General features: G+C 34.5%; 12 protein-coding genes and 1 pseudogene. 11 read left to right on the top strand and 2 right to left on the bottom strand.

Annotated features, from left to right (window positions below):
- Window positions 1–14 precede the first annotated feature (14 nt).
- The 9 genes from HGPT_RS05775 (at window position 15) to HGPT_RS05735 (ending at window position 19962) form a co-directional block, all read left to right on the top strand.
- Window positions 15–6314 (top strand): SpaA isopeptide-forming pilin-related protein, encoded by a 6300-nt coding sequence (locus HGPT_RS05775; protein WP_051007900.1) that lies wholly within the window; start codon window positions 15–17, stop codon window positions 6312–6314.
- A complete protein-coding gene (locus HGPT_RS05770) occupies window positions 6286–12651 on the top strand; it encodes a SpaA isopeptide-forming pilin-related protein (RefSeq protein WP_051007899.1) in 6366 nt (2121 codons plus the stop codon). The genes HGPT_RS05775 and HGPT_RS05770 overlap by 29 nt, the downstream gene beginning before the upstream one ends.
- A 382-nt stretch (window positions 12652–13033) precedes the next feature.
- Window positions 13034–15175, top strand: a complete 2142-nt coding sequence (locus tag HGPT_RS05765) for a SpaA isopeptide-forming pilin-related protein (protein WP_019138886.1) — start codon at window positions 13034–13036, stop codon at window positions 15173–15175.
- A gap of 220 nt (window positions 15176–15395) precedes the next feature.
- The gene (locus HGPT_RS05760) at window positions 15396–16604 is read left to right on the top strand and encodes an LPXTG cell wall anchor domain-containing protein (RefSeq protein ID WP_019138885.1); all 1209 of its coding nucleotides are present in this window, start codon (window positions 15396–15398) and stop codon (window positions 16602–16604) included.
- 39 nt (window positions 16605–16643) lie between these two features.
- The gene (locus HGPT_RS05755; RefSeq protein WP_040542729.1) at window positions 16644–17594 is read left to right on the top strand and encodes a class C sortase; all 951 of its coding nucleotides are present in this window, start codon (window positions 16644–16646) and stop codon (window positions 17592–17594) included.
- The gene (locus HGPT_RS05750; RefSeq protein ID WP_019138883.1) at window positions 17578–18405 is read left to right on the top strand and encodes a class C sortase; all 828 of its coding nucleotides are present in this window, start codon (window positions 17578–17580) and stop codon (window positions 18403–18405) included. Before HGPT_RS05755 ends, HGPT_RS05750 begins: the two co-directional genes overlap by 17 nt.
- On the top strand, window positions 18395–19177 hold the full coding sequence (locus HGPT_RS05745; protein ID WP_245544157.1) for a class C sortase: 783 nt from the start codon (window positions 18395–18397) through the stop codon (window positions 19175–19177). Before HGPT_RS05750 ends, HGPT_RS05745 begins: the two co-directional genes overlap by 11 nt.
- 262 nt (window positions 19178–19439) lie before the next feature.
- A complete protein-coding gene (locus HGPT_RS05740) occupies window positions 19440–19694 on the top strand; it encodes a type II toxin-antitoxin system RelB/DinJ family antitoxin (RefSeq protein ID WP_019138882.1) in 255 nt (84 codons plus the stop codon).
- A complete protein-coding gene (locus HGPT_RS05735) occupies window positions 19687–19962 on the top strand; it encodes a Txe/YoeB family addiction module toxin (RefSeq protein WP_019138881.1) in 276 nt (91 codons plus the stop codon). Before HGPT_RS05740 ends, HGPT_RS05735 begins: the two co-directional genes overlap by 8 nt.
- Before the next feature lie 90 nt (window positions 19963–20052).
- Here HGPT_RS05735 and nrdG read toward each other — a convergent pair whose 3' ends face one another.
- Complete coding sequence (gene nrdG / locus HGPT_RS05730; RefSeq protein WP_019138880.1) at window positions 20053–20547, bottom strand: anaerobic ribonucleoside-triphosphate reductase activating protein; 495 nt, start codon at window positions 20545–20547, stop codon at window positions 20053–20055.
- Complete coding sequence (gene nrdD / locus HGPT_RS05725; RefSeq protein WP_019138879.1) at window positions 20547–22670, bottom strand: anaerobic ribonucleoside-triphosphate reductase; 2124 nt, start codon at window positions 22668–22670, stop codon at window positions 20547–20549. Before nrdD ends, nrdG begins: the two co-directional genes overlap by 1 nt.
- Before the next feature lie 220 nt (window positions 22671–22890).
- On the opposite strand from nrdD, the gene HGPT_RS05720 reads away from it, so the two are divergent.
- Window positions 22891–23553 (top strand): thioredoxin domain-containing protein, encoded by a 663-nt coding sequence (locus tag HGPT_RS05720; protein ID WP_019138878.1) that lies wholly within the window; start codon window positions 22891–22893, stop codon window positions 23551–23553.
- 293 nt (window positions 23554–23846) lie between these two features.
- Window positions 23847–24681, top strand: a pseudogene (gene panC / locus HGPT_RS05715) (pantoate--beta-alanine ligase).
- Window position 24682: the final 1 nt, after the last annotated feature.

Here is a 24682-nt window from a genome sequence, read left to right as displayed (position 1 = left end):
AAGATAAGTACGACTTGTCAAGAGAAGACCAAGAAAAACTTATGGCTGACAACGAAGAAGCTTTCCAAGAACTTATTGAAAGAGATAGGGAAGAAAATTTAAGACCTAACATGTATGTTGATTTAACAGACACCCTAGCAAACAAGAAGTTCACTATTAAAACTAGATTTGACACATCAACAGCAGTTGGTCCAATAAAAAAAGGGCAATATTTTATAATACATCTAGATGATCAGCTAACTGTAAAAGAAGGAACAAATCTTGAAGCTATAAGATACAATGGACAAGTTATAGCAGAGCCTAATTACAACCCTACTGATAATACAATAACTTATACTATAACAAGAGATATAAAAGAAAATATTAGTGTGCCATTAGATATACCTGTAGACTACAAAATAGAAAACATTAAGCTTAATGAAGACAAAACTTTTGTAGTAATCAATAAGGTATCAGGACTTGGAGTGGAGGCACCTAAAGATCTTTTACCACAAAGAGTTAATGAAAATGGTGAAATAGTAGGATCTATTATTGAACCAGGTAGAGATGATGTAACTCAAATCATCGAACCAGACGACTCTAACTACAAGGTAGACACATATGCAGTAGCAAACCCAGTAATAAAAGACGGAGAATTAGTAGGCTACAACTGGACTATCAGAGTCACATCAGATACTGATCTAGATACACTTGGATACAAGGCCAACTTTACAGCAGTTAAAGGATCAGGTCTTAAAGAAATTACAAGTCGTGATAATAATGTAACTTTAACAAAACAGCTTGACGGTGTTTTTGGAATTAATGATTCTAAGCATCACGAACCAACACCAGGAACTAGAGAAGTAACTTACAACCTCTTCACACCAACAACAGGTAAGCAAGAAAAATATATGATGGATTTCTCAGTAATTCTTACTAAGAAGATCAAAGATGGCAAGCCAAAAGTTGGTGCAAAGAGAATCGTTATAGACGAAGGCTGGTCAATAGAAAAGGTAAAAGAATCTACACCGAATAGAGTAGACATGAATAACAGAACTACAATATTAGGTGAGTTCACATCAAATGATGCTGCAAAATGGACAGTAACAGATGCAGTTTCAACTGGTGATGATAAAGATGCAGAAGGAAAGCCAACTGATACAAAACTTCCTTGGGAAACAAGAAGTCTTGGAAACCAAAATTTCCAAAAAGGACAAGTTGCTGTTTATGGATTAGACGCTGAAGGTAAGATGGTTCAAGTTGGAAGCACTCAAACAAATGTAAATCCAATGCCAACTCAAGGTCAAAACCCTGGATCAAGTGACGTTGGAACTATTGCAGTATATGAATATGACACAAGTATTCCTAAAGATAACAAAGAGCCACAAACCCTTGACGGAGTAGCAATATCAAGATACGAAGATCTTATGGTAAACCAATCTTGGACACTTCAAAAAGATCAAAAAATGCCAAGTCAAACTATTAAGGCTGTAGACCCTAATACAAATGATGAACTTGGAAAAGTTGACGTCCTAGCATCAGAAAACACTGACCCAACTAGAACAATAACAATTCCACAAGTAAAAGTTTGGGATATAGAAAATGAAACAGCTAAAAAAGCTCAACCAGAACTTATCCAAGAAAATTTCCCAACTACTGACAAAGATCCGAATACTGGAAAAACAATTAGATACTTTGAAAATAACAACTACTATCTAAAAGAAACAGACGAGTACTACATTCACAACGGTGCAACAGTAGATGAAAATCCATCATTTGCTAGCTTTACGATTTTAAAGAAAGACAAAGATGGTAATCCACTTCCAGGAGCTACTTTCAAACTCCTTAACGGACCTGAAGTGGTAACAGATGAAAATGGTAAGGCACTATTTTCTAGCATAGAACCTGGACGTCATACTCTTAAAGAAACTAAGGCTCCAAAAGGCTTTAAAGTCAACACAGAAAATACAATTCTATATGTTGACGAAAATGGCAGACTTTCAAAAGAAGGTGGACCTGGAATCTTAGAAGTAGGAGCAAACCCTACTAAGTCAGTTGCCGATGGCGGATATCCCGACTACATGAATGCAATGCAGTATGCAACAGTTGATGAAAATGGCGATGTAACAACTTACATCTACCTAAAAGCAAATGCAGCAAGTCATGGTGGCTCAACTGATAGGGATACAAGGCTAAATATAGTTTCAGATGGTGGGGAAATTAAAAGATTAGATGATGTCCAAGTCTATGACGTAAATCCATACTATAGGGACTCGCTCAGGACAGAAATGATCCAACAAAGTGTTGACCAGAACACCATTAACATGATAGGCAATACTAATGTCCTAAAAACACCAAATGATATACCAATTAGAGCAAGTCGTAGACCTAGAGATCCTTACACTAACGAACTAGGTTATAAGATTACTTTCCCTAAGGAAAGATTTGCAAACGACTGGGGATTCCTAGTTGTAGCAAAATCTACCAAAGATAGGAATGCAACAAGTCAAACTATCCACTATGACTGGCTAACAGACCAAGATACAGATAACCAAGCTAAATTAAAAGATCAATACATCACTCCTACAACAGCAGAAGATGCTAAGAAGGACACAACCCTTACTATTACAAACGAAGCCTTCCAAACTCGTCCTGTAGAAGTATTAAAAATCGATAAGGATAAAAAGCCAATTCCAGGCGCAACTTTTGTTATAAAAGACGAAAAAGGCAATCCTATAACTACGGTTACTTCAGACGCAGAAGGTAAAGCATCCTTTGGAAACTTACCAGAAGGCAAGTATACAATAGAAGAAATTGAAGCACCAGCAGGTTACGACAAGTCAAATGTTATTTTTAATGTGACAGTAGATGATTCAAATCAAGTAACTTATGAGGCTAAATTTAAAACAGGTGCTGGTAACCCAATAAACGGTAAAGATTATTGGATAGAAGATGAGGAACAAACTCAAGAAGATGCTAAAGCAGGAGTAAAAAAAGTAACTCAAACCCTATCTATCCAAGAAGGAGAAGAAGGGGATATTGGTAAAAGACCAGGTGTATGGGAAGCTTATAGACTTGAATCTTTAAAATATGAAGCTACTATTGACCTTACAGACACAGCTCCTGGCAAGAGATTCTCTATTCAATTTGACCCTAACCTTGACTTTACTCAATATTTTGGAGAACTTCCTAAACTATTGATAAATGGTAAAGAAGTTGCAGATCCTTACTTTGATTACAGCACAAACAGACTGACTTATGTATTTAATGAAGACTCAGCTGGTGGTGAGGGTACTGCAAAGATTAACTTAAGAGGTATTATTCCAAGTAAATACTTTGCCCAATACGACGGAGAATATGACTTTACTGTAACAGTTGAACCAGGACAAACGGGTATAGAAGGTCAAACAATAACACAATCTGTCAAGGCAAATTATGAGGACTATGACTATGACCCAGCAGGCGCGAAAACGTCACAATCATATTACTTTAGAGATGTCTATAAGGGCGACGATGGCGAATGGTATGTAACAGCACTTGCATATTACAACCCTATATATGCAAATGAAGGAAACAATGACACACTAAACTTTAACTGGAAGTCCACTAACTACCAATCTGGTAACTATGTTAACTGGAAAGGTAATGGTACAACACCAGCCTTTACCCTTAGAGATGTAAAAGTTTATAGAACATCGCCTTCAATTATCACACAACCAATAGAAGGCACTATATACAATAAGAAGATTAACAGAAATCTGCCATTGTCTTTCGGTATAAGGCCAGAACAAGATCCGTCAACTTATCGATTGTTATACAGCAGAAGTATCAATCCTGAAGGAACTATAACAAATGATAGACAAGGAAGTATTACACTTAACTATGATCCAAATAAGTTAAATCCATTTGGAACTATGAGGCAAGACGGACCTTTAAACATACAAATGCCAAGTGTAGGTCCTTACACTAATTATGGTTATGTAGTTGAACAAACCTTCAAGATTGACGATATGAATAAATTCAACAATACTTGGAGAGCCTTTAATATGTCCAATGGTAAATTCAACTCTGCTTTTGTTACAAGAGCAAATTATAACAAGGCCGTTGGGGACCAAACAGGTGGAGAAATTCCAAAATTCTTCAGCCAAAAAGTTGGACTTTTCAACTATAAGTTTACACCAGGTAAATTTAGTATAGAAAAAGTAAATGAACTAAATAATAGTGAAAAACTATCAGGTGCAACCTTCTCATTGACAGATGAAGAAAACAACACAATTTATAGGACTACAGACGCAAATGGTAAAATAGACTTTACAGATTTAAAACCAGGATCCTATACACTAAAAGAAGTAGAGGCACCAGAAAATTACAACAAATCTGATAAGACCTGGACAGTAGATGTAAGTAATGAAGGAAATGTAACAATAACAGAATTTAGCATAGGCTCAACTGGTAAACAAATTAGTGGAGACAATATCACACTTCAAGTTACCAACCAACCAGTTGCTAAAAAGTTTGTTGTCTACAAAAAAGACGGTGACAACAGACCACTAGAAGGTGCAGAGTTTAAGCTAACTAAAAAAGGTCAAACAGATGCCTTTGCAACAGGCACGTCAAATGCCCAAGGTATAGTAAGCTTCAACAAAGATTTAACTCAAGGAACTTATATCCTAGAAGAAACTAAGGCACCTACAGGCTACACTAAGCTAAATAAAAAATGGGTAGTAGAAGTAGATGCAGACAACAAGGTAAAAGTCTACAACTATGTAGAACCATCAGGTACAACAGACCCTGATGTTAACAAATCTATCCTTGGAGAAGAAGGAACAAAATGGGTTAATGTTGCAAAAAGACCACTTGATGGATGGATTCTTGGGGATAACAGACAAACTGGTTACTATAACAACTATCCAGTTCCATATAAACTTGGTACAAGAATAGTTGCTAAAAACACTGACCAAAAATATGTTATCCAAAGATATGTAATAAACCCAGAAGCAGACTCAATAACTCTTAACAACGCATCAATCCATAGAGAAAAACCACAGTTTACAAACATGGATTGGTATGCAGGCAATGGAGTTTATAAAATATTTGAACTTGACAAGGCAGTAGAAGGTAAAGTAGAAGATATTAGATTAGAAAACTACGGCCTTACAGAAATTAAAGACGTAAAAGCATCAAGTCAAAATATCTCAGGCCAACCAAGACTTTATCTAGACTTTAATAATAGACAAATAACAAAACCTATTATTATAGATGTAAAGGTACCTTACACATCTGAAGATGGTGGAGTAGGTACAGGTATGGATCTTCAAACTGATAAGGGTCTATATTGGAAGTCTGACTATTACGACAGAGCCAACCAAATTGTAGAAGGTGAACCAGTTACAAAAACAGGTGAAGCTGGAAATATCAAGGGTGCATACATCTCAGAAGATTCGCTTGATGTAACTAACAAATTAGACAAACAAAACTTCTCTTTCAAAAAAATAAGAGCAGGTTCTACAGATGCAGTTTCTGGAGCAACGTTTAAACTTACTGGTCCACAACCAAAAGAAGATGAAAGATACGCTAAGTCTGATGCAAATGGATATGTAAACTTCAGAGACTTAGAACCAGGAGTTTACAAACTTATAGAAACAGGCGCAGCTCAAGGTTATGAAAAAGCCAATACAGACTGGACAGTAACAATAACTAGAGACGGCAAAACTTATATAAGAGATAACGATGCTGAAAGTTCTCAAGGGCCTAAGTGGCAAAAGGTAAATGATTTAGATAAGGAAAATGCTGGAAGGGAGAGAAAATCATCTTCATACGATTCAAATCCTTATAACGCTGGTAAAGCTAATAAAAGTTATATTACCGAAGTAGATAAAGCAAACAAGAAGTTCAGACAAGTGTTTATTGTAAATAAACAAAGAAATTACTTGGATAATCCACAGCTAGAAATCCACTTCTATCCAGAAAACAGAGATCTTTCTGAAGGAAACACAAAGATATTATCAATTAAAGAAGTAGGAGCAAATTCTGAACCTAATAAAATTGAAAATGTTGGAATAGATGTACCATATACATCTAAAATAGAGACTAGAAGAACCAAAGACGGAAAAGATATTGACAGGTTTGTAATCAATACTACAGTTAACCAAAGTAAAACTCTTATGGTAGAAGTAGAATCAGACCTACCAGAATCTGGACCTTTTGGATTAGGAATGGACTTTATAAATAGGGGAACTTATTGGGCTGCAGAAAAATATAACAGCTTAGATAATGTTAATCTAGACCCAGCTCAAGAATCTTCTGTTGATAAAAAATGCAACTATAAAAGTTAATAAAGGAACTTGTGCAAATAAAATGAGAGCAGTTTCTTATTCTGCAAATACTTTCTCTGAAGATCCAGTTACTCTTTCAGAAAATCTATTGGGATACGGAAATACAGATGACAAAACTTTCTATATAAGTAATGTCATAGGTAATAAAGCTACTTGGTCTGAAAAGATTGAAGATTTCAAAACTAGAAATGCTTCATTGGAAGAAGCACAAGGCGTAGATAATGCTGGATTAGAAATTGCTGATGAAACAATCCCTCAAGCACAAGGAGCAGAAGAAGATTGGCAAGCAGTTGATCCAAATAGATCTGATAAAGAAAAAGTCACTGAAGCACAAGGCTCACAATATATTGAATCTAAAGTTACAGAAATTAATAAGGATACTAAGTCATATAAGCAAGTTTTCTTGTTAACAAACACTAGCAAAAATGAGAAAAAATCACTACATTTCTATCTAGAAGCTAATGGAAATCAATATAATATGCCTAAAGATGCTGTTAATGTATTAAGTGTTTATAAGGTAGGTCAAGGGTCTACAATTGATAATATTGTTGGAGCTAAAACGGCTATTAACTTTACTCAAAGTAATGGTTCTATTGGAAATTTGGACACAAAAATGTTTATAACAAAAGACAGCATTAAAGATCCTGTATTAGTTGAAGTTGAAGTTAACCAATACAATAATGACGGTACAATTGGTCTTGGAGCAGCTTACAGAAACAATGGTTATACAAAACCACCAGTATACTTTAGAAAGGTTTATGAAAAAGAAAGTTCAATTAATAAGGAAACAACTTATAAAGTAACTCCTAATGTACAAGAGAATGGTACTGTTACTGCAGATCCAAATCAAAATATAAAGGCTGGTCAAACTGTAACACTAACATTAAATCCTAATGATGGATTTGTACTAAAGACATTAGAAGTTAATAGTACAAAAGGAACTGTACAAACTAACAAAGTAAATGACACAACATACACATTTACAATGCCAGAATCAGATGTTGGAGTTAATATATACTTTGAAAAGAAAGAAGCCGACACATATTCTATTACAGTTAACCCATCACAAAATGGTTCTGTGACCGCTGATAAAAAAACTGCAAAAGCAAATGAAACAGTAACATTAAAAGTTAAACCAGATGCTAATTACAAACTTGAAAGCTTAACGGTTAAAGATGCAAATGAGCAAACTGTAAATGTCAACATGAATGACTACACATTCACAATGCCAGCAAGTAATGTTACAGTATCAGCAAGTTTCAAGAAAGTTGAGGATCCAACTCCAGAAACTTACAGTGTAACAGTTACTCAACCAACAGAAGGTGGAAAAATTTCTGCAAATCCAACTTCTGCAGCAAAAGATGTTGAAGTAACATTAACTGCAAGTCCAGAAAAAGGTTATGTATTAGATAAGTTCACAGTAACTTCAAATGGACAAGAGCTAGTAGTAAAGGATAACAAGTTTACAATGCCAGCAGGCGATGTAAATGTAACAGCGACTTTCAAAAAATCAGACGACCCACTTGATAGCTTCACTCCAGAAGAAGGAAAAGATATTCTTATTAAAGATGAACAAAACAATATTTGTAATTCATTAGATATCACAAACAAAACTGGTGGACTTGGTCTAAAGATTTTAAAGAAAGACATCAATGACCTTCCTCTTGAAGGAGCAGAGTTCACTATCAAGAAGATGACTGATGGAACTTATGAAACAGAAGATAAAGACTTTACTCCACTTACTGGAAAATCAGACTCTAATGGTGATCTAGTATTTAAAGACAAAGACGAAAAAGAAGTTAAACTTGAAAAAGGATTCTATGTTCTAACAGAAACAAAGGCTCCAGTAGGCTTTAAGGAAGCAGCTAATGACTGGAAGATTGAAGTCAAAGATGACGGTGGACGTATTTACGCTGAGTACAAGGGTCCACAAGAAACTTCAGCAAGTCTTATCGAAGATGACACAAAAGCAAATGCAGGTAAATCTTTTGACAATGATGGAATTAAGTATTACTCAAGATTGACTTACTTGGACCCAGAAGCTAAGACCTTTGTCCAAAGAATCTATATAGACACTAGAGGATACACAGGCAGTGATCAAATCAATGTACAAATCACTCCTAAGTACAAGAGAGAAGAAATAGACACTCCATCACAACCTCCAGTAACAATAAAAGAAGGTGTAAAGACAGCCTACAGAACAACTTACGAAATCACAAACCCAGAAGCAAACGAAGACGTTAAGAATGGAAAATATGACACAATTCTAAGATCATACGACCTTTCTAAGAAGGATATGTCTATGGTAAACACTGCAAGGTGGAGACCATTTGACTGGGGCTTCGACGAAGACCAACTAAACTTAGGAAAAGGTGTCTACATCGTTGATGTAGAAGGTTATTATGACACTTCAATAATTGATGGAGTTGTGACTAACGAAGTAGAATATGATGACAATTACAATCTTCTTGATGAAAATGGACAAATAATTTCAAGTGAAGAACTATTCAAAACAAAGGATCCTGCTAAGAAGGAACCATATAAGAGAACTGATATACCAGAAAAAGATTTAGGTAAGATTGACCTTAAAGTTGACTTCTTTGATGGAAAGAGAGAATTCAAGCAACTTAAGTTCGATGAAAATGGTAACTCATACTATGAAGCTTTCCATGGTGCATCTTACCAAGGCGGTGCTAAAGAACTTACTGAAGCAAAAAATGTCACAGAGTATAAAGCACCAGGTGCAAAATATCCAAACTTTGTAGGTAAGGAAATTACAGTTGATGGAAAAACTTATAAAACAGGTATAATTGACCCTTCAATAGATGGAAAGGCAACTTATACTGCTAATACAAGTATAAATCTAAAACCTATCTATACTTCAGACAAGGCAACTGAGATACCAAAAGAAGGATTAGTAGTTGAAAATGAAAGAGAAAAGTTCAACATCACATTTTCTAAACACGGACGTGATAATCCAGAAGACGATCTTAACAGTCAAACAGTAACTGACAACAGACTTGAAGGCGCAATCTTCAAGCTTCAAAAACAAGTTGCTGGTGGATATGAAGATGTACCAGGATCTACAGTATCATCTGCATTTAATGGTTACTTTGGATTTAGAGGTCTTGAACCAGGTCGTTATAGACTACTTGAAGTTAGACCACCTAAGGACTATGCACCACTTAAGGGAGCAGTTCTTCAATTTACAATAGCCTATGAAAAAGGCGATATAGATAAAGAAACTGGAGAAATTACCCCAGGTAGAGGTGTCATAACTCTTGAATACGACAATGCCAACGGCATTATCCAATACGCGGGTAAAAACGCAGAAGGTTCAGGTCAGTTAACAGACTTCGTAACATCTGCTACTGCAAAGAACATGGGTAAGATTATCAACAACAAACCAGGAAAAGGTAAAGTTGAAATCAACAAGAAAGACCTAGATGGAAAACTTGTTGAAGGAGCAGAATTTAAACTTACAAGAACATCCTTGGCGAAAAACGCAGATGCAACTACTCCACAAGATGCAACACAAACTGGTACAGTTGGTCAAGATGGAAAACTTATATTTGATAATCTAATTATTGGTAACTACGAACTTGAAGAGATAAAACCTGGAGACGGTCACCAAAACCTTGGACAAAAATGGAGATTTACTGTTGGGGGTAAGGGATTAGACCCATATTCTGGACCAATCGCAAGAACAGGTCAAGATTTGACAAGCAAAATTACTCTTGAAAAATCTGACATGCAAATTATAAAGCCAGATAAGGATGAAGCAACAGCTACAGCTAATACAATTTATCCTAACTCAGCTCATCTATTGTCCTTTGACAATGACTTCAAGATAGCTGAAGGTACTGTAATAAAACCTGGAGATTATTTCCAATTAGATATAAGTGAATATACAGACCTTTACGGAATCTACAACAAAGACTTAGTAGCAGGACTTGATATATTTGCAGATGGAATTGGTACAATTGCCAAGGCTGAATATGACGACCAAAACAATGTGATAATTTACACATTTACTGAGTATGCTAACACTTATGAACTTACAGACTTTAGTAACAAATTAATATCTCATATTGACAGATTTAAATTCCCTGCAGTAGGAGATAACGAAGTTATTAAAAATGTTCCTGTAGGATTCAAGATGAAGGGAAATACTCAAGAACAATATCAAAATATTGATGTCATATTCGACGCAGGAACTCATAGATCTCCTTATGCAGTTAATGGAGGTTTACCAAATATATCATCTAAGATAACCTACTTTGATTACAAGACTGGTGAGTTTGAGCATATTATCTATGTAAATAGAGATCAAAGGGATATTCTCGATGGTACTCTAAGATACACACCAGGAATGGATATTGAAAATGTAAGCTTCAATGTTTACAAGGTTAATTATGATTATATAAACCCTGACAACCAATATAGTAACAACAATAAGAACTTGATATTACCTCCATCTTATGCAGTTAATATTAATTACCTTGTAAACCAAGGTTATATATATTCATTTAGTAGCAAGTATGGAGATATAACTAAAGAAGAAGGTTTGGAATATACTTTCCCATCAGCCTACAAAGACTATTATGGAAATTATCACGATTTCCTAAGCGAAGATGACACTTATATAATAAGAGTTGCTGGTAAAATCAAAGATAAAATTGATCCAAATACAGGTGAAAGTATAGAAGTAGACAAGAGTTTCTATGAAGCGACAACTAACTTTGATAGATACAATTACTATGGCTATCCATATATGGGTGTTGAGAGACAAGACTATGTCTATGGTTTGTTAAATGAAAACACAGCTAGTGGTAAACTTGAAATAACAGCTATAAACCCTAAAAATGAAATCAACTTCAAGAAAGTTGACCAAGAAGGTAAAGCACTAGAGGGTGCAAAATTCGGTTTAATAAAATTCGATAAGAATACTTCTAAGTGGTCAGAAACACCTGTATCTGGATCAGTAAAAAATTCTGGAGCAGATGGTTTAATCCACTACGAAAAACTATCTCCTGGAAAATATGCCCTAATAGAAATCAAAGCCCCAACAGGCTACAAGAAGATAGAAGGTCATATAGAAGAATTCACAGTAGAAGCAAATGGTACAATTACAAGATTAGTTGAGAAACCAAAAGAAGATACAACTGATACAAATGGAAATAGTTCAACTCTTTCAAGAGTGGCAGGAGCATTAAAATCTGCAGCAGCATCTCTTGCTGGTGAAACTACTGAAAAAGTAAGCCAAGCAGCTGGAACAGCTCCAATAAATGTTGTAAACTACAAAGACATTGAGTTTATAAAGGTTGATGGAGATAATCATGAAACCTTCTTACCAGGTGCAGAATTCGAAGTTTGGTATAAAGAAACTGAAGAAGGAGAATATGCACCTTATGAGGTTACAGAAGACGGTAAAGTAGTAACAAAGACAGTGACTTCTGGTACAGATGGTAAATTTGTACTAAATCCAAGCAAACCAGGCTACTATGCACTTAAAGAAATTAAGGCACCTAAGGGATATGGAAAGATGCCAGGCTGGATAAAAGAATTCAAGCTAGAAAATGGAAAAATGCAAGTGCTTGAAAAAGACTTGACTAAGGCAACTCACAAGACAAGTGCTAATGGTTTAATTACAAGTGAAATCTTAGAAGTGGATAAGACAAATAATACCTTTAAACAAAGAATTATTATTAACCCTAACCACACTGAAATGACAATTCCATCTTACGAGTCATATATCCGTATCAAGGAAAATGACTGGAAGATTACACCGAAGTTTAAAGAAAACCATACAAATGGTATAGGTGGAGAAGTAAGTGTAGCTCTTCTTAAGAAAGATGGAGATAAAACTCTTGAAACATTAGAAGAAAAAGACTTCACAAAAATGGATGCATTTAGTTTCCAAAGTGCTGGAGGAACTGTAGGTTCAAGATACGGCCTAAAGGAAATGCTTGGAGAAACATCTACAACAGATAAACCAATCACTACAACAGATTCAATAGTAATGGAATTTACTGGTAAGCTTGATGATAACAACACAACAGGCACAGCAGACCAACTATTTGAATTAGTACTTGAATCACAAATAGACGACTCCATTGGAGATAAGTTAGACCTAAGTGTATTAGCAGGCGATAAGCCACTTTATGGAGATTATGACACAACAAAAGCAATAGAACTTGAAAACCGTAAGGCGGAATATCCACTTACTGGTGGCAGGGGTACGTTGATCTTTACTCTTGCTGGTTTAATGCTTATGAGTGCAGCGGCTTATGTTTACAAGAGAAAAAGGGGTGTGTCTTATGATGAAGAGTTTTAAAGGCACAAGTTCCACATCTCTTGTGGTAAATTCTTATAAATTTAGTAAGAAGAGATCTTTTTGTGACAAAGTGCATAAGAGCCAAGGAAAGAGGGTGGTGGTCTTATGATGACTAGCATCAAAGACAAGAAGAGGCACCCTCCGTAAAGTACTAGTGAAAAGTGCAAGTCAAAATCAATGTTAACAAATGAATATGAGGGCAGAGAAATCTGCTCTCGATTCTAAAATTTATTATGGCTTTTGAAAGATAAAGCGAAAGAGTGGAGCTATCTTAAATTTTACGAATTAAAAGTTTATTGCCAAGGGCAATAGGAAGTAAATTTATGGTAATAATTTGCGGTAGCAAATAATTATAAAAATTTATAAAAGAAGGAGTTATATTATGAACAAAAAGAAAATTTTATCACTAATCATGGCATTAGTGATGCTAGTAGGAGTTTTCTCTCCACTAACAGCACTAGCTGCTGGCGAAGATGGTCCTGCTACAATTAAGGTTAATGTACACAAAATCTTGATAAGTCAAGATGCGCTAGATAAGCATGATTCAAACAAAAAATATGATCCAACAAAAGGCGTTAATGTTAAAGAATTCTTTGGTGACACAAATGCTAAAGAAATTAACGATGTTTACTTTGTAGCAATCAAAGAAGACGAAACAGGTTATGATGATTTTGACAAAAAATCAAAAGCTGAACAAGATGCCATTTTAGAGGAAATTCCAGCAGAAAGACAAGGAAAAACAAAAAATGTTGAAGGCACTGATGGTGTAATTCAATTTGATCTTGATAATCCTGGAAACTACAAGATTTATGAAGTAAAGCATAAATCAACTTACAAGGGACCAAATGGTGAAGTACTAACAGGTATGAAGGCTATTCCTGTTGATTTAAAACTTCCAGAACACGCTAGAACTGAAGCTGGTGTACAAAATGAAATTCACGTATATCCTAAGAACTCTGAAGATAAGGTAAAATTCGACAAGAACTTTGCAAAGAAAAATGGATTAGAAGCAATCACTGACCCTAACACTTTAAAAGATGTTGGAGCGGTAATGGATAATTACAACAAAGAAAAAGCAAATGCAAAAGCTCATATAGATAAAGAAGTTCCTTATGAAGCTAAAGCAGAACTTCCTAAAGGATCTGTATTCACTCACTTAGATTTAGCAGATTCTATGGACAAGGGATTAAAATATAATGAAGAAAATGGTGTTACAGTTACAGTAACTCCTGCATTAGATCAAGATCTTGTTGCAGGAACTGACTATACAGTAGAAACTGTAGGAAATGGATTTAAAGTTCACTTTGAACAATCTGGTTTAGATAAACTTAATAAAGCAGCAGAAACAAATGATTTATCAATTGAATTCACATATTCTGCAAAAGTTACAGCAGATGCAATAGTTGATAAACCAATGGACAACCACGCTACATTCACTTACAACCACGAACCACCTAAGCCATCAAGTGAAACATTAACACCTGTTGATGAAAAAATCAACGTTGAAAAGACTTGGGCAGATGGTACAGCTCCAACTGACATCATTGTAAAATATGTTTTATTAGATGAAAATGATATGCCAGTTGCTGATGTTACATTTAAGAATGCAACAAAAGTTGATGATACAGATTTAGGCAATGGAATTACTTTTGAACAAACAGGTAACTACAAAGGTACTTTCAAAGGCTTAGAAAAAGGCAAAAACTATAAAGTAAAAGAACTTGTAAATGGTTATGAACCAGAATACACAGTAGCAGCTGATACAGCTACAGTAACTGTTAAGAATACTAAGACTAATGAATCAATCACTCCTACACCTCCACAAGTAACTGTTGGTGGAAAGAAATTTGTTAAGACTAACCAAGATGGAAGTAAGAGATTAGCAGGTGCTGAATTTGCTATCCAAAATAAAAATGGTGGAACAGACAATGATAAATATCTAAAGATTACAGAAAATGAAGGTACAGCTTATACAACAGCAGAAAAAGCATACAATGATGCTATTGCAGCAGTTAACGAAGCATTAGCAAAGGGAGAAATCTCAGCTACAAATAAAGTAACAATTGCTGGTCAAGAATATGAATCTAAAGATGCAGCAATGGCAAAAGTTGAAGAATTAAAAGCAGCAAGAGATAAAGCATTTACAGAAGCTAAATTATCTTATACTTGGGTAGAAAAAATAGAAGATGCTACTAAATTTACTTCAAATGATAAAGGTCAATTCGAAGTTAAAGGTTTAGAATACGGTAATTACAGAGCTGTGGAAACAAAAGCTCCAGCTGGATATGCTCTTCCAACTAATGGTGGAAACTTCACATTTGAAATAGCTAAGGGAACATATACAGGTGAAGGAACTATTGATTACGTAGCAGAATCTAATAAGAACGATGCTATGCAAATCACAAATAATGATGTAACTATCCCACAAACTGGTGGTATGGGTACTGTATTATTCACAGTTGTTGGTATTGGTCTAATGGCTGGCGCTGTTATGGCAATGAAGAGAAATAGAGAAGAAGCTTAAGGTTCTATCTATTGATTGAGATTGTTTTAAAAAGATCTTTGAGATAATGTTTTATATTTATACTAATTTATTCAAAGTTAGATGACTTTTGATATAATTGGTATAGGTAAAGTGATTTTTAAAGGCTACTTATATTTTCTTTATAAGTATAAGCTTTAATTATTTAAATCTAAGGGAGGGGATTTCCCCTTCCTCTACATATTAAGATTGAGAGGTAGAGATGAAGAAGAGAATCAAAGATTTAATAATTTTATATATGATGGTAACTATGGTCTTCCTACCTCTAAATGTTTTAGGAGCATCATCTGTTACCATCGATATTAAGACAAGGGAAAGTTTAGCTAAAGAGGACCTGGAAGGTAGGACTCTTGGTATTTGGAAAATCAATGACAAGTTCATTGATACTAGTATGGATAAGACAAGACTTGTTTCTATTTTGGACAAGTTAAGTGAGGATGAGCTTGACAGACAACTTGCTAACAAGGCTGACAAGTGGATTGTAAGTCCTAAGGAAAAGGACGATTATAAGGTTACTCTTGATCTTGAGCCTGGCACTTATTATATTAGGGAGCTTGGGGACAAGGACCGCTTTATTGAGTCTGCAGTTTTTAGTCCAGGAGAGACTAATATTGCTAAGTTAAAATGGGGGCTAAAGGTTAGACCTACACCTCCACCACCACCTCCAGGAGAAACTCCTCCACCACCAGAAACTGTTGTGCTTGTAAAGACTGATGGTGAGGGCAAAGTTCTTTCTGGTGCCAAGTTTACTCTTCATTATTCAAATGGCAATCCTGTTTTGACAAAAAATGGTGCTATTGATGATAAGGGTTCTGCTGAAGTTTTTTTAACTGATGAAAATGGTAGGATTACTATTAAAAATGTGAAGGCTGGTATTTATACTTTCAAGGAAGTTGAAGCTCCAGCTGGCTATGAAATCCTTCATAGTGAGAGTGATTTTGCTATTTTTGAAGGCAAGGGTGCCAATGTAAGTGTCATCAACAAGAAAAAGTTAGGTTCTTATAATTTCTTTAAGACTGATGAGAAAAGGGAAAAGGGTCTAGCTGGTGCTGAGTTTATTATAACTCGTGACAAGGATGGCATGGATGAAAGGGTTAAGCGAGATGGCAAGGATCTTGTCCTTAATTCTGGCAATGATGGTAAGTTTTTTGTAAGGGATCTTCCTTATGGAACTTATGAGATTTGGGAAACTAAGGCTCCAGATGGCTATGCTTTATTGCAAGGCTCTTTAAAATTTGAAATTGACGATAGTTCTTTTGAAAAAGTCCTAATTATTGAAAACCGTATTAAAGATGATAAATCATCACCTCTTCCTCTTCCAAAAACTGGTGATATTACACTTATTGTGTTAGTTGTGGCTGGTGCTATTATGGTAGGATTAGGTAAGTATTTAATCAAGGACAAGAAATAAAGTGAGGCTCCTTGGAGCCTCTTTTTTATGGGAGAAAAGATGAGCAAAAAAAAGAAAAAATCTAACAAGTTATTTATTTTTATTTTTATTTTAGGTCTTGGAATTCTTTCCTATCCTTTGATTTCCAACTGGTATTATAGGATTGAGGCAAATAATCAGGTTGCTGATTTTAAGGAAGCAAGAGATCTTTTGAGTCAGGAAGAAATCGACAGAAGGTTGAGGCTAGCTAAGATTTATAATGATAATCTAGGAAATGTTACTCCAAAGGATCCTTATAGTGAAGAGGAAAAGAAGAGGGCCATTGAGAATTATGCTCAAATGCTAGAGTTAAGGAGCAAGATTGGTACTATCGAAGTGCCTTCTATTGATGTTGATCTTCCTATTTATGCTGGTACTAATGAGGAAATCTTGCAAAAGGGTGCTGGTCACCTTGAGGGTACAAGTTTACCTATTGGTGGTGAGTCCACTCACACTGTCATCACTGCTCACTCTGGTCTTCCTTCTGCAAGGCTTTTTACAGATCTTGAGAAAGTGAAAATGGGGGACAAGTTTTACATTGAAAATATTGGCGGCACTATGGCATATGAAGTGGATCACATTGATGTTATTGATCCCAGTGATTTTTCACAGCTTTTGGTTGTGCCGGGAAAGGATTATGCAACTCTTTTAACTTGCACTCCTATTATGATAAACACTCACAGGCTCATTGTGCGTGGTCACAGGGTTCCTTATGTGCCAGAAGAGGATGACAAGACAAGAGAAGATGTGGGCAAGAATCTTGATATTGATAAAAGGCTTATTATTCTTCTAATTTTTGCTATAATTATCTTAACAAGATTTATTCTTGACAAGAGAAAAAAGAAAAAGGCGGCAAAAAGAGAAGCTGAAAGGGCAAGAAATATTGAGATGGCAAAGATGAATTTGGAAAAGAAAAATAATGGTATGAGTGATAATAAGGATAGGGGTGAGGACCATGAAGGAGAAGTTTAAAAAGAATTGGAAGATTATTCTTATGTTCATAGTTGGTCTTTTGATTGCGTCTTATCCTATTATTTCAAACTGGTACTATACTGTGGAGAACAACAATCAAATTGTGGACTTTAAGGAAGCTGTTGACGAGATGAGTGAGGAAGAGATCAACGAGAGAATTGATCTTGCAAGGGCATATAATGAAACTCTTGATCCTTCAAAGCTTGCTGATCCATATACTGACAGGGAAAAAAAGGGTGTTGAAAATTATGCACGCATGCTAGAGGCAAGGGAAAAAATTGGTTATCTTGATGTTCCAAAGATAAATCAACAAATACCTGTTTATGCTGGTACTTCTGAAGATGTATTGCAACATGCTTGTGGTCACTTGGAGGGGACATCTCTTCCTATTGGTGGCAAGTCCACTCACTCTGTCATCACAGCTCACAGGGGTCTTCCACAAGTTAAGCTCTTTAGGGACCTTGACAAGATGGAAGTGGGAGATGTTTTCTACTATACTAACGTAAAGGAAACTCTTGCTTATCAAGTGGACCAAATTTTAACTATTGAGCCATGGAATTTTGATCCTGTTCTTGTTGTGGAAGGCAAGGATTATATGACGCTTCTTACTTGTACACCTTATATGATTAATTCGCACAGACTTTTGGTTCGTGGTCACAGGATTCCTTATGTGCCAGAGGAAAAGGAAGAGGCTGAAAATGCTAAGTTTAATTACAAGTCATTGATTTGGCCATGTGCAATACTTCTTCTTGTCATGATCATTATTTTCATTTATATTAGAAGACGCAGGAGGAGAACTTATGAAGGCTAAGACAAGGGTCTTAATTGGATATTTATTTATCTTATTGGGGATTTTTTTGCCACTACTTGCTTTTTCTTCTATGTCATATAGGGAGATAATGGCAGACAAAAAGTATGCATCTTTTAAGGAAAAGGATGCTAGTGTAAGTGATGATCTCATAGATTACAACAAGAAAGTGGTCAAGGGAGATAATAATATTATTGATCCTTTTGACAATGAAGATTATGAGGGCTTTTATAACATCAAGGGAATTGACAAGGACGAAGTTTTTTCTTATTTGATAATTCCAAAACTTGATATGAAAAAGCCGATTTATCTCGATGCAACTTACGATCATCTGGACTGGGGAGTGGCACAAGTTGAAGGAACATCTCTTCCTCTTGGGGGAAATTCAACTAGGACTGTCATAGCTGGTCACAGAGGTTGGTGGGGCGACCTCATGTTTTATAACATTGAAAAGCTAGAAGAGGGTGACGAAATTTTAATTGATGGACGAACAGGCCTTTTGAAATACAAAGTCACAGGTCAAGAGATAATTGATCCAAGTGATTGGGAAAAAGTCCTTCCAAAAGATGGAAAGGATATGGTGACGCTTTTATCTTGTCACCCAAAGAGACCACCAAGACCAAAGAGAATTTTAATTAATGCAGAAAGAGTTGTGGAAAAAAAAGGCCGATGTAAAAACTCTTGTAGAGGAAAAGAGAGAAGTTTCTTATTTAAAATATGGCGTTTATGGAGTGACTATTGTAGGTTGGATAGCTTTTATCTTGGTATTCTTTAAGATGATAGGCTATGTGAGAAATAGCAAGAGAAGAAGTAAGAGAAGATAGTTTGTTTAAATTTTTTAGAATATAAAGAAGTTAAGAGTCTGGTTTTACCAGGCTCTTTTTGCTTTTTTATTTTGTCGTCCTAATTTTTGTGCAAAATTTATGTAAAAGATTATAGCTAGGAATATATTATTGAATAATACAACTAAAATATTTATAGCAAATGTATTTACAAATACTATAAACATGATAAAATTAGTTTAAGGAGATGATGTTATGGTACAAATTAATGTTAGAGTAGATGAAGATGTTAAAAGAAGAGCAGAGAGAGTTTGTCAAGAAATTGGAATTTCTATGTCTTCTGCAATAAATGTTTATTTGAAAAAAATTGCAAGAGAAAATAAAATCCCCTTTGAATTAACAGCAGATCCTTTTTATAGCAAAGAAAACATAGATTATCTTGAAAAGAAATATAATGATTATAAAAATGGGAAACTAGAACTTATTGAAAGAGATATTATAGATGAGTGAAATAAAAAATATAAAGTGGGATTATAGTGCTTGGCAAGAGTATTTATATTGGCAAAAGAAAAATAAAGTTAATTTGCGAAGAATAAATCAGATAATTAAAGATATTAAGAGAAGCCCCTTTGAGGGTATAGGTAAGCCTGAAGCATTAAAAAACAATTTGTCAGGTCTGTGGAGCAGACGTATAGACAAAGAGAACAGAATAGTTTATTTGATTGAGGAAGATACAGTGGTTATATTTCAATGTAAGGGTCATTATAAAAAACAGTAAGAAGAAAAGGATGCAAGCTTATGTGGCTGCATCCTTTTTTGTCTTTTATGTTTTTGTTTATGATAAGATAAAAATTCAAAATTTAAAATATTATAAGTCAAATAAAACTACTTTATTTTCATCCAAGGATTTTTGAATGTCTATTATCCTTTGGTTGGAAGATCCTCGAAATCTTAGTTTTAAGTCTTTTAGAGCTTCAACAAATCTCCCATCAACAAGTACGTCACACTCTTCTAGGAGTTTCTTCTTGTCCTGGTCTTTTAAAATTTCTTCATAGCTATAGCCAGAGAAGATCCAAATGTCCTTTTGGACTTCTTTTTTTATGTCACGAATAACCTGTAAGAGGTCAATTTCATTTTGAAAGGGCTCACCACCAAGTAGTGTGAGACCCTTTACTTCATCTAGTTTTAAATATCTAATTACTTCTTCTGTTTCTTTGTCAGTCCAAGTATCTCCATAATTAAAATCTTGGTATTCTTCGTTAAAACAGTTGTGGCAATTGTGAGTGCAACCTGTGACAAAAATCGTAGTCCTTATGCCAGGGCCATTGGCAACATCATACTTTCTTATTTGTGCAAAGTTCATTAGATATGAAGCACCCTTGCATTAATTTCTTTAGTACGACCTTCGTTCCAAAAGTTTTCACCAAGGTAACCACAAGTACGTCTTACAACAGTTAGTGTTGACCTGTCAGTGTTGTGACATTGTGGACATTCCCAATCGCCGTGGTCATTTAATTTTATTTCTCCATCAAAACCACATTCAGAACAATAGTCAGATTTTGTATTAAATTCTGCATATTGAATATTGTCGTAAATATATCTTACGATTGTCTCAAGTGCTTCTAAGTTGTGGCCCATGTTTGGAATTTCTACATAAGAAATGCAACCACCAGTTGACTTGTCTTGGAATTTTGATTCAAAGTTGAACTTTTCAAAAGCAGAGATTTCTTCACGAACGTCTACATGGAAAGAGTTGATGTAGTAACCCTTGTCTGTTACATTTTCAATAATTCCAAATCTTTCCTTGTCGATATTGCAAAATCTTTGTGTAAGTGATTCTGCAGGAGTTGCATAAAGAGTAAATTTAATTCCATATTCTTCTGTCCATTTTTTTACTGCGGCATTCATTGTGTCCATAATTCTCATGGCAAAGTCATATCCTTTTTTATCTGTATGACTAACGCCCTTAACTAGGACGCTTGCTTCATATATTCCAATGTAGCCAAGTGAAACTGTTGAGTAACCATTTAAAAGAAGTGGAGCGATGGATTCGTGTTTTCCAAGTCTTGAGATGGCACCGTGTTGCCAGTGAATTGGAGATGAATCGCTTGTAACTTTTTTCAAGTGTTCATATCTAAGAAGACCAACTCTCTTAACTAGGTCTAATCTTTTTTCTAAAATTTCAAAGAATTTTTCTTCGTTTCCACCAGAAAGGATGCCTATTTGAGGAAGGTTTATAGAACAAGCGCCCATGTTAAATCTTCCTTCAAATTTGTAATTTCCTTTTTCGTCCTTGTAAGGAGGAAGAAAAGCCCTGCAGCCCATTGGAGCAAAGACATTGCCTTCATAATTTGCACGCATTTTCTTTGCAGAAATATAGTCAGGATACATTCTCTTTGCAGTACATCTTATTGCAAGGGAAGTCAAATAATAATATTTTGAGTCCTTATTTATATTGTTTTCATCAAGAACATAAATTAATTTAGGGAAGGCTGGTGTTACATAGACACCTGCGTCATTTTTAATCCCTTGAATTCTTTGTTTTAAGATTTCTTCTATTATCATTGCAACTTCATCTACATATTGGTCATTATCTTCAAGCCACATAAATAAAGTTACAAAAGGTGCTTGACCATTTGAAGTCATTAGGGTATTTATTTGATATTGAATTGTTTGGATGCCGCTTTCTAAATCTTTTCTAGTCATTTTATCTGCCATTTTTTCAGCAAGTTCAATATCGCCTAGAGTGTCAAGGGCAAGAGAAAGATTCTTTTCATAAGATCTTCTTAAATATTTGCCAAGGCAAGATAAATTAATACTTTGACCACCGTATTGATTTGATGCAATTTGTGCAATGATTTGTGTCATTACATTGCAGGCAACTTGAAAAGATTTTGGAGTTTCGATCATCTTTCCATTTACAACTGTTCCGTTATCTAGCATATCCTTCATGTTAACTAGACAGCAGTTAAAAATTGGCTGAATAAAATAGTCCATATCGTGGATGTGAATTGCACCAGAATCGTGAGCTTCAACTAAATCAGCAGGAATCATTTTTCTCTTTGCAATATCCTTTGAAACTTCTCCTGCTATTAAATCTCTTTGAGTTGATGCTATAACTGCATTTTTGTTGGAGTTTTCATCCATTAGGTCATCATTAGTTTCATTTAAAAGTCCCAAAATATCTTCGTCAGTTGTATTTTGTTCACGTTTAAATTGTTGAACTGACTTGTAAGATTCATAGGCTCTAGCTGTTGCAGGATTATCATTTTGGATCAAACGGTAATAAACTTCTCCTTCAATGTCATAAATTGATAGGGGAATATCCTTAGATTGTGCAAGTTCTTCAATCTCTTTGGCAATTTCTAGAGCTTGATTTTCTATGTATACACCTGAACTTGAGTGCATAGCTTTTTCTATAGCGATTACGATTTTATTTATATCGAAATCAACTTTTTTGCCATTTCTTTTTATAACTTGTGGCATTGTTCCCATCCTTTCTACTTAATTTTACATATAAAATAGAAGAAAATCTTCTCCTAATTTTCTTTTTCGAATACATCAATTATACAGCATATTGTGTGTAAAGTAAATTACAAAATACTAGATATAGTATATTGACAGAAATTATAGAGTATTAGATTTTCTTGATTTTAAGAAGTTTGCGCTTAATGTTATAATGAAATTAATAATTTTAGGAGGGCTTATGTTAAAAATATTTACAGATGTGTTGGACCCCTTTTTGTGGGGACTTTTTCCAATAATCAGAAAATTTGAAAGAAAATATAAAAATTTTAAATATGAATTTGTAATGGGAGGACTAATTGGCGACTATGAAGAATTCTTGCCACAAAATTTTAGGGAAAAAAATTCTATTAAATTAGGCAATAAAATTCTCTATGACATGTACAGGGCAACTAGTACTATAACAAATATGAAGGGTTTTTCATCTCCACCAGAACTTTTTACAGAAGATTACAAGTCATCCTATCCACTGGACAAGTACTTTCTATCTGTAAAGGAAATTGATGAAGATATTTCTAAGAAATATATGAGAAAAATTTTGGAAGAGGCAATAATTTTTGAGAAAAATATTTTTAAGATAGATGTCCAAAAAGAAATTGTAAAAGACTTTGGATTGGATCTTGAAGAATTTATTTTTAATTATGAAAATAGTCAGGATATATTTCTTCAAAATAGGATGGAAACTTTTGATTACAGGATAAAAAAATTTCCGGGATTTTTAATTACTGAAAATAATAGAGTTCTTCAAAATATAATGAACTTTGGAAGGATTGAGGAATTTTTATTGGAAAATTTGGACTTAGATGAGAGAGATGAAAATTTATCAGAGGAAGAAAAATTTTAGATTATATAAATTCCTATGATTTGGTTTTAAAAGATGAAATAAAAATAGTCTTTGGAGAAGATAATAAATTAGAAGATTTACTAAAAGATGGAATAGTTGAGATAAAGAAAGTAAATTCCTTTGAAATTTTAGAGATGGCGTGAGATAAAATTATAAGGCAGAAGCTTCCTTTTTAACTTTAAAAATTTTTTATATCTGCTATAATATTTGCCGGAGACGGTATTATTTTTATAAACCGTACTTAAATATTTATAAGTAAATATTTCTCCAAAATAAATTTTAAGGAGAGAAGAATGAAAGTACTAAGAAACGTGGAAGAAGCTTTGGAATTTACCAAGGGAAATTACCAAAAGTCCGTGGGCTTAGTTCCGACTATGGGATTTTTTGCACCAAGGACATAAGTCACTAATTGATGAGGCCAGAAAGAATAACGATGTAGTTATTGTTTCTATTTTTGTCAATCCAACACAATTTGGACCAGGCGAAGATTACGAGGCCTATCCAAGAGACGAAAAGAGAGATTTTAAACTTTGTGAAGATGCTGGGGTAGATGCAGTATTTACGCCAGATCCAAAGGAGTTTTATCAAAATCACAAAACTTATGTAACTATTGAAGATTTAAAGGACAACTTGTGTGGCAAGACTCGCCCAATTCACTTTAGGGGAGTTTTAACTGTTCTAACTAAGTTATTTAATATCTTTAGACCTACAAATGCTTATTTTGGCAGGAAAGATGCCCAACAATTTCTAATTGTAAAAAAAGCTGTCTATGATTTAAATTTTGGAATCAACATTATTCCTTGTCCTATTAAAAGAGAAGAAGATGGTCTTGCAATTTCATCAAGAAATGTTTATCTATCTGATGAAGAGAGAAAGGCTGCTCCAGTTTTAAATAGAGCCTTAGAAAAGGGAAAAGCTGCTATTAAAAAGGGAATGAAGGCAGAGGATTTAATAAAGATTATTGAAGATGAAATAAAGACTGAAGAACTTGCAGATATTGAGTATGTTCAAGTTGTTGACACAGAAGAGATAAAAGACATAGACATAATTGATAAAGATGTTCTTGTTGCTCTTGCTGTTAGATTTGGAAATACTAGACTTATAGACAACTTTTTCTACGAGGTGTGAC

This window comes from Peptoniphilus timonensis JC401 (genome assembly GCF_000312025.1).
GTDB classification, from domain to species: domain Bacteria; phylum Bacillota; class Clostridia; order Tissierellales; family Peptoniphilaceae; genus Peptoniphilus_A; species Peptoniphilus_A timonensis.
The sequence above is the reverse complement of the archived record's forward strand: the minus strand, read 5'-3'. Positions and strand labels throughout refer to the sequence as shown.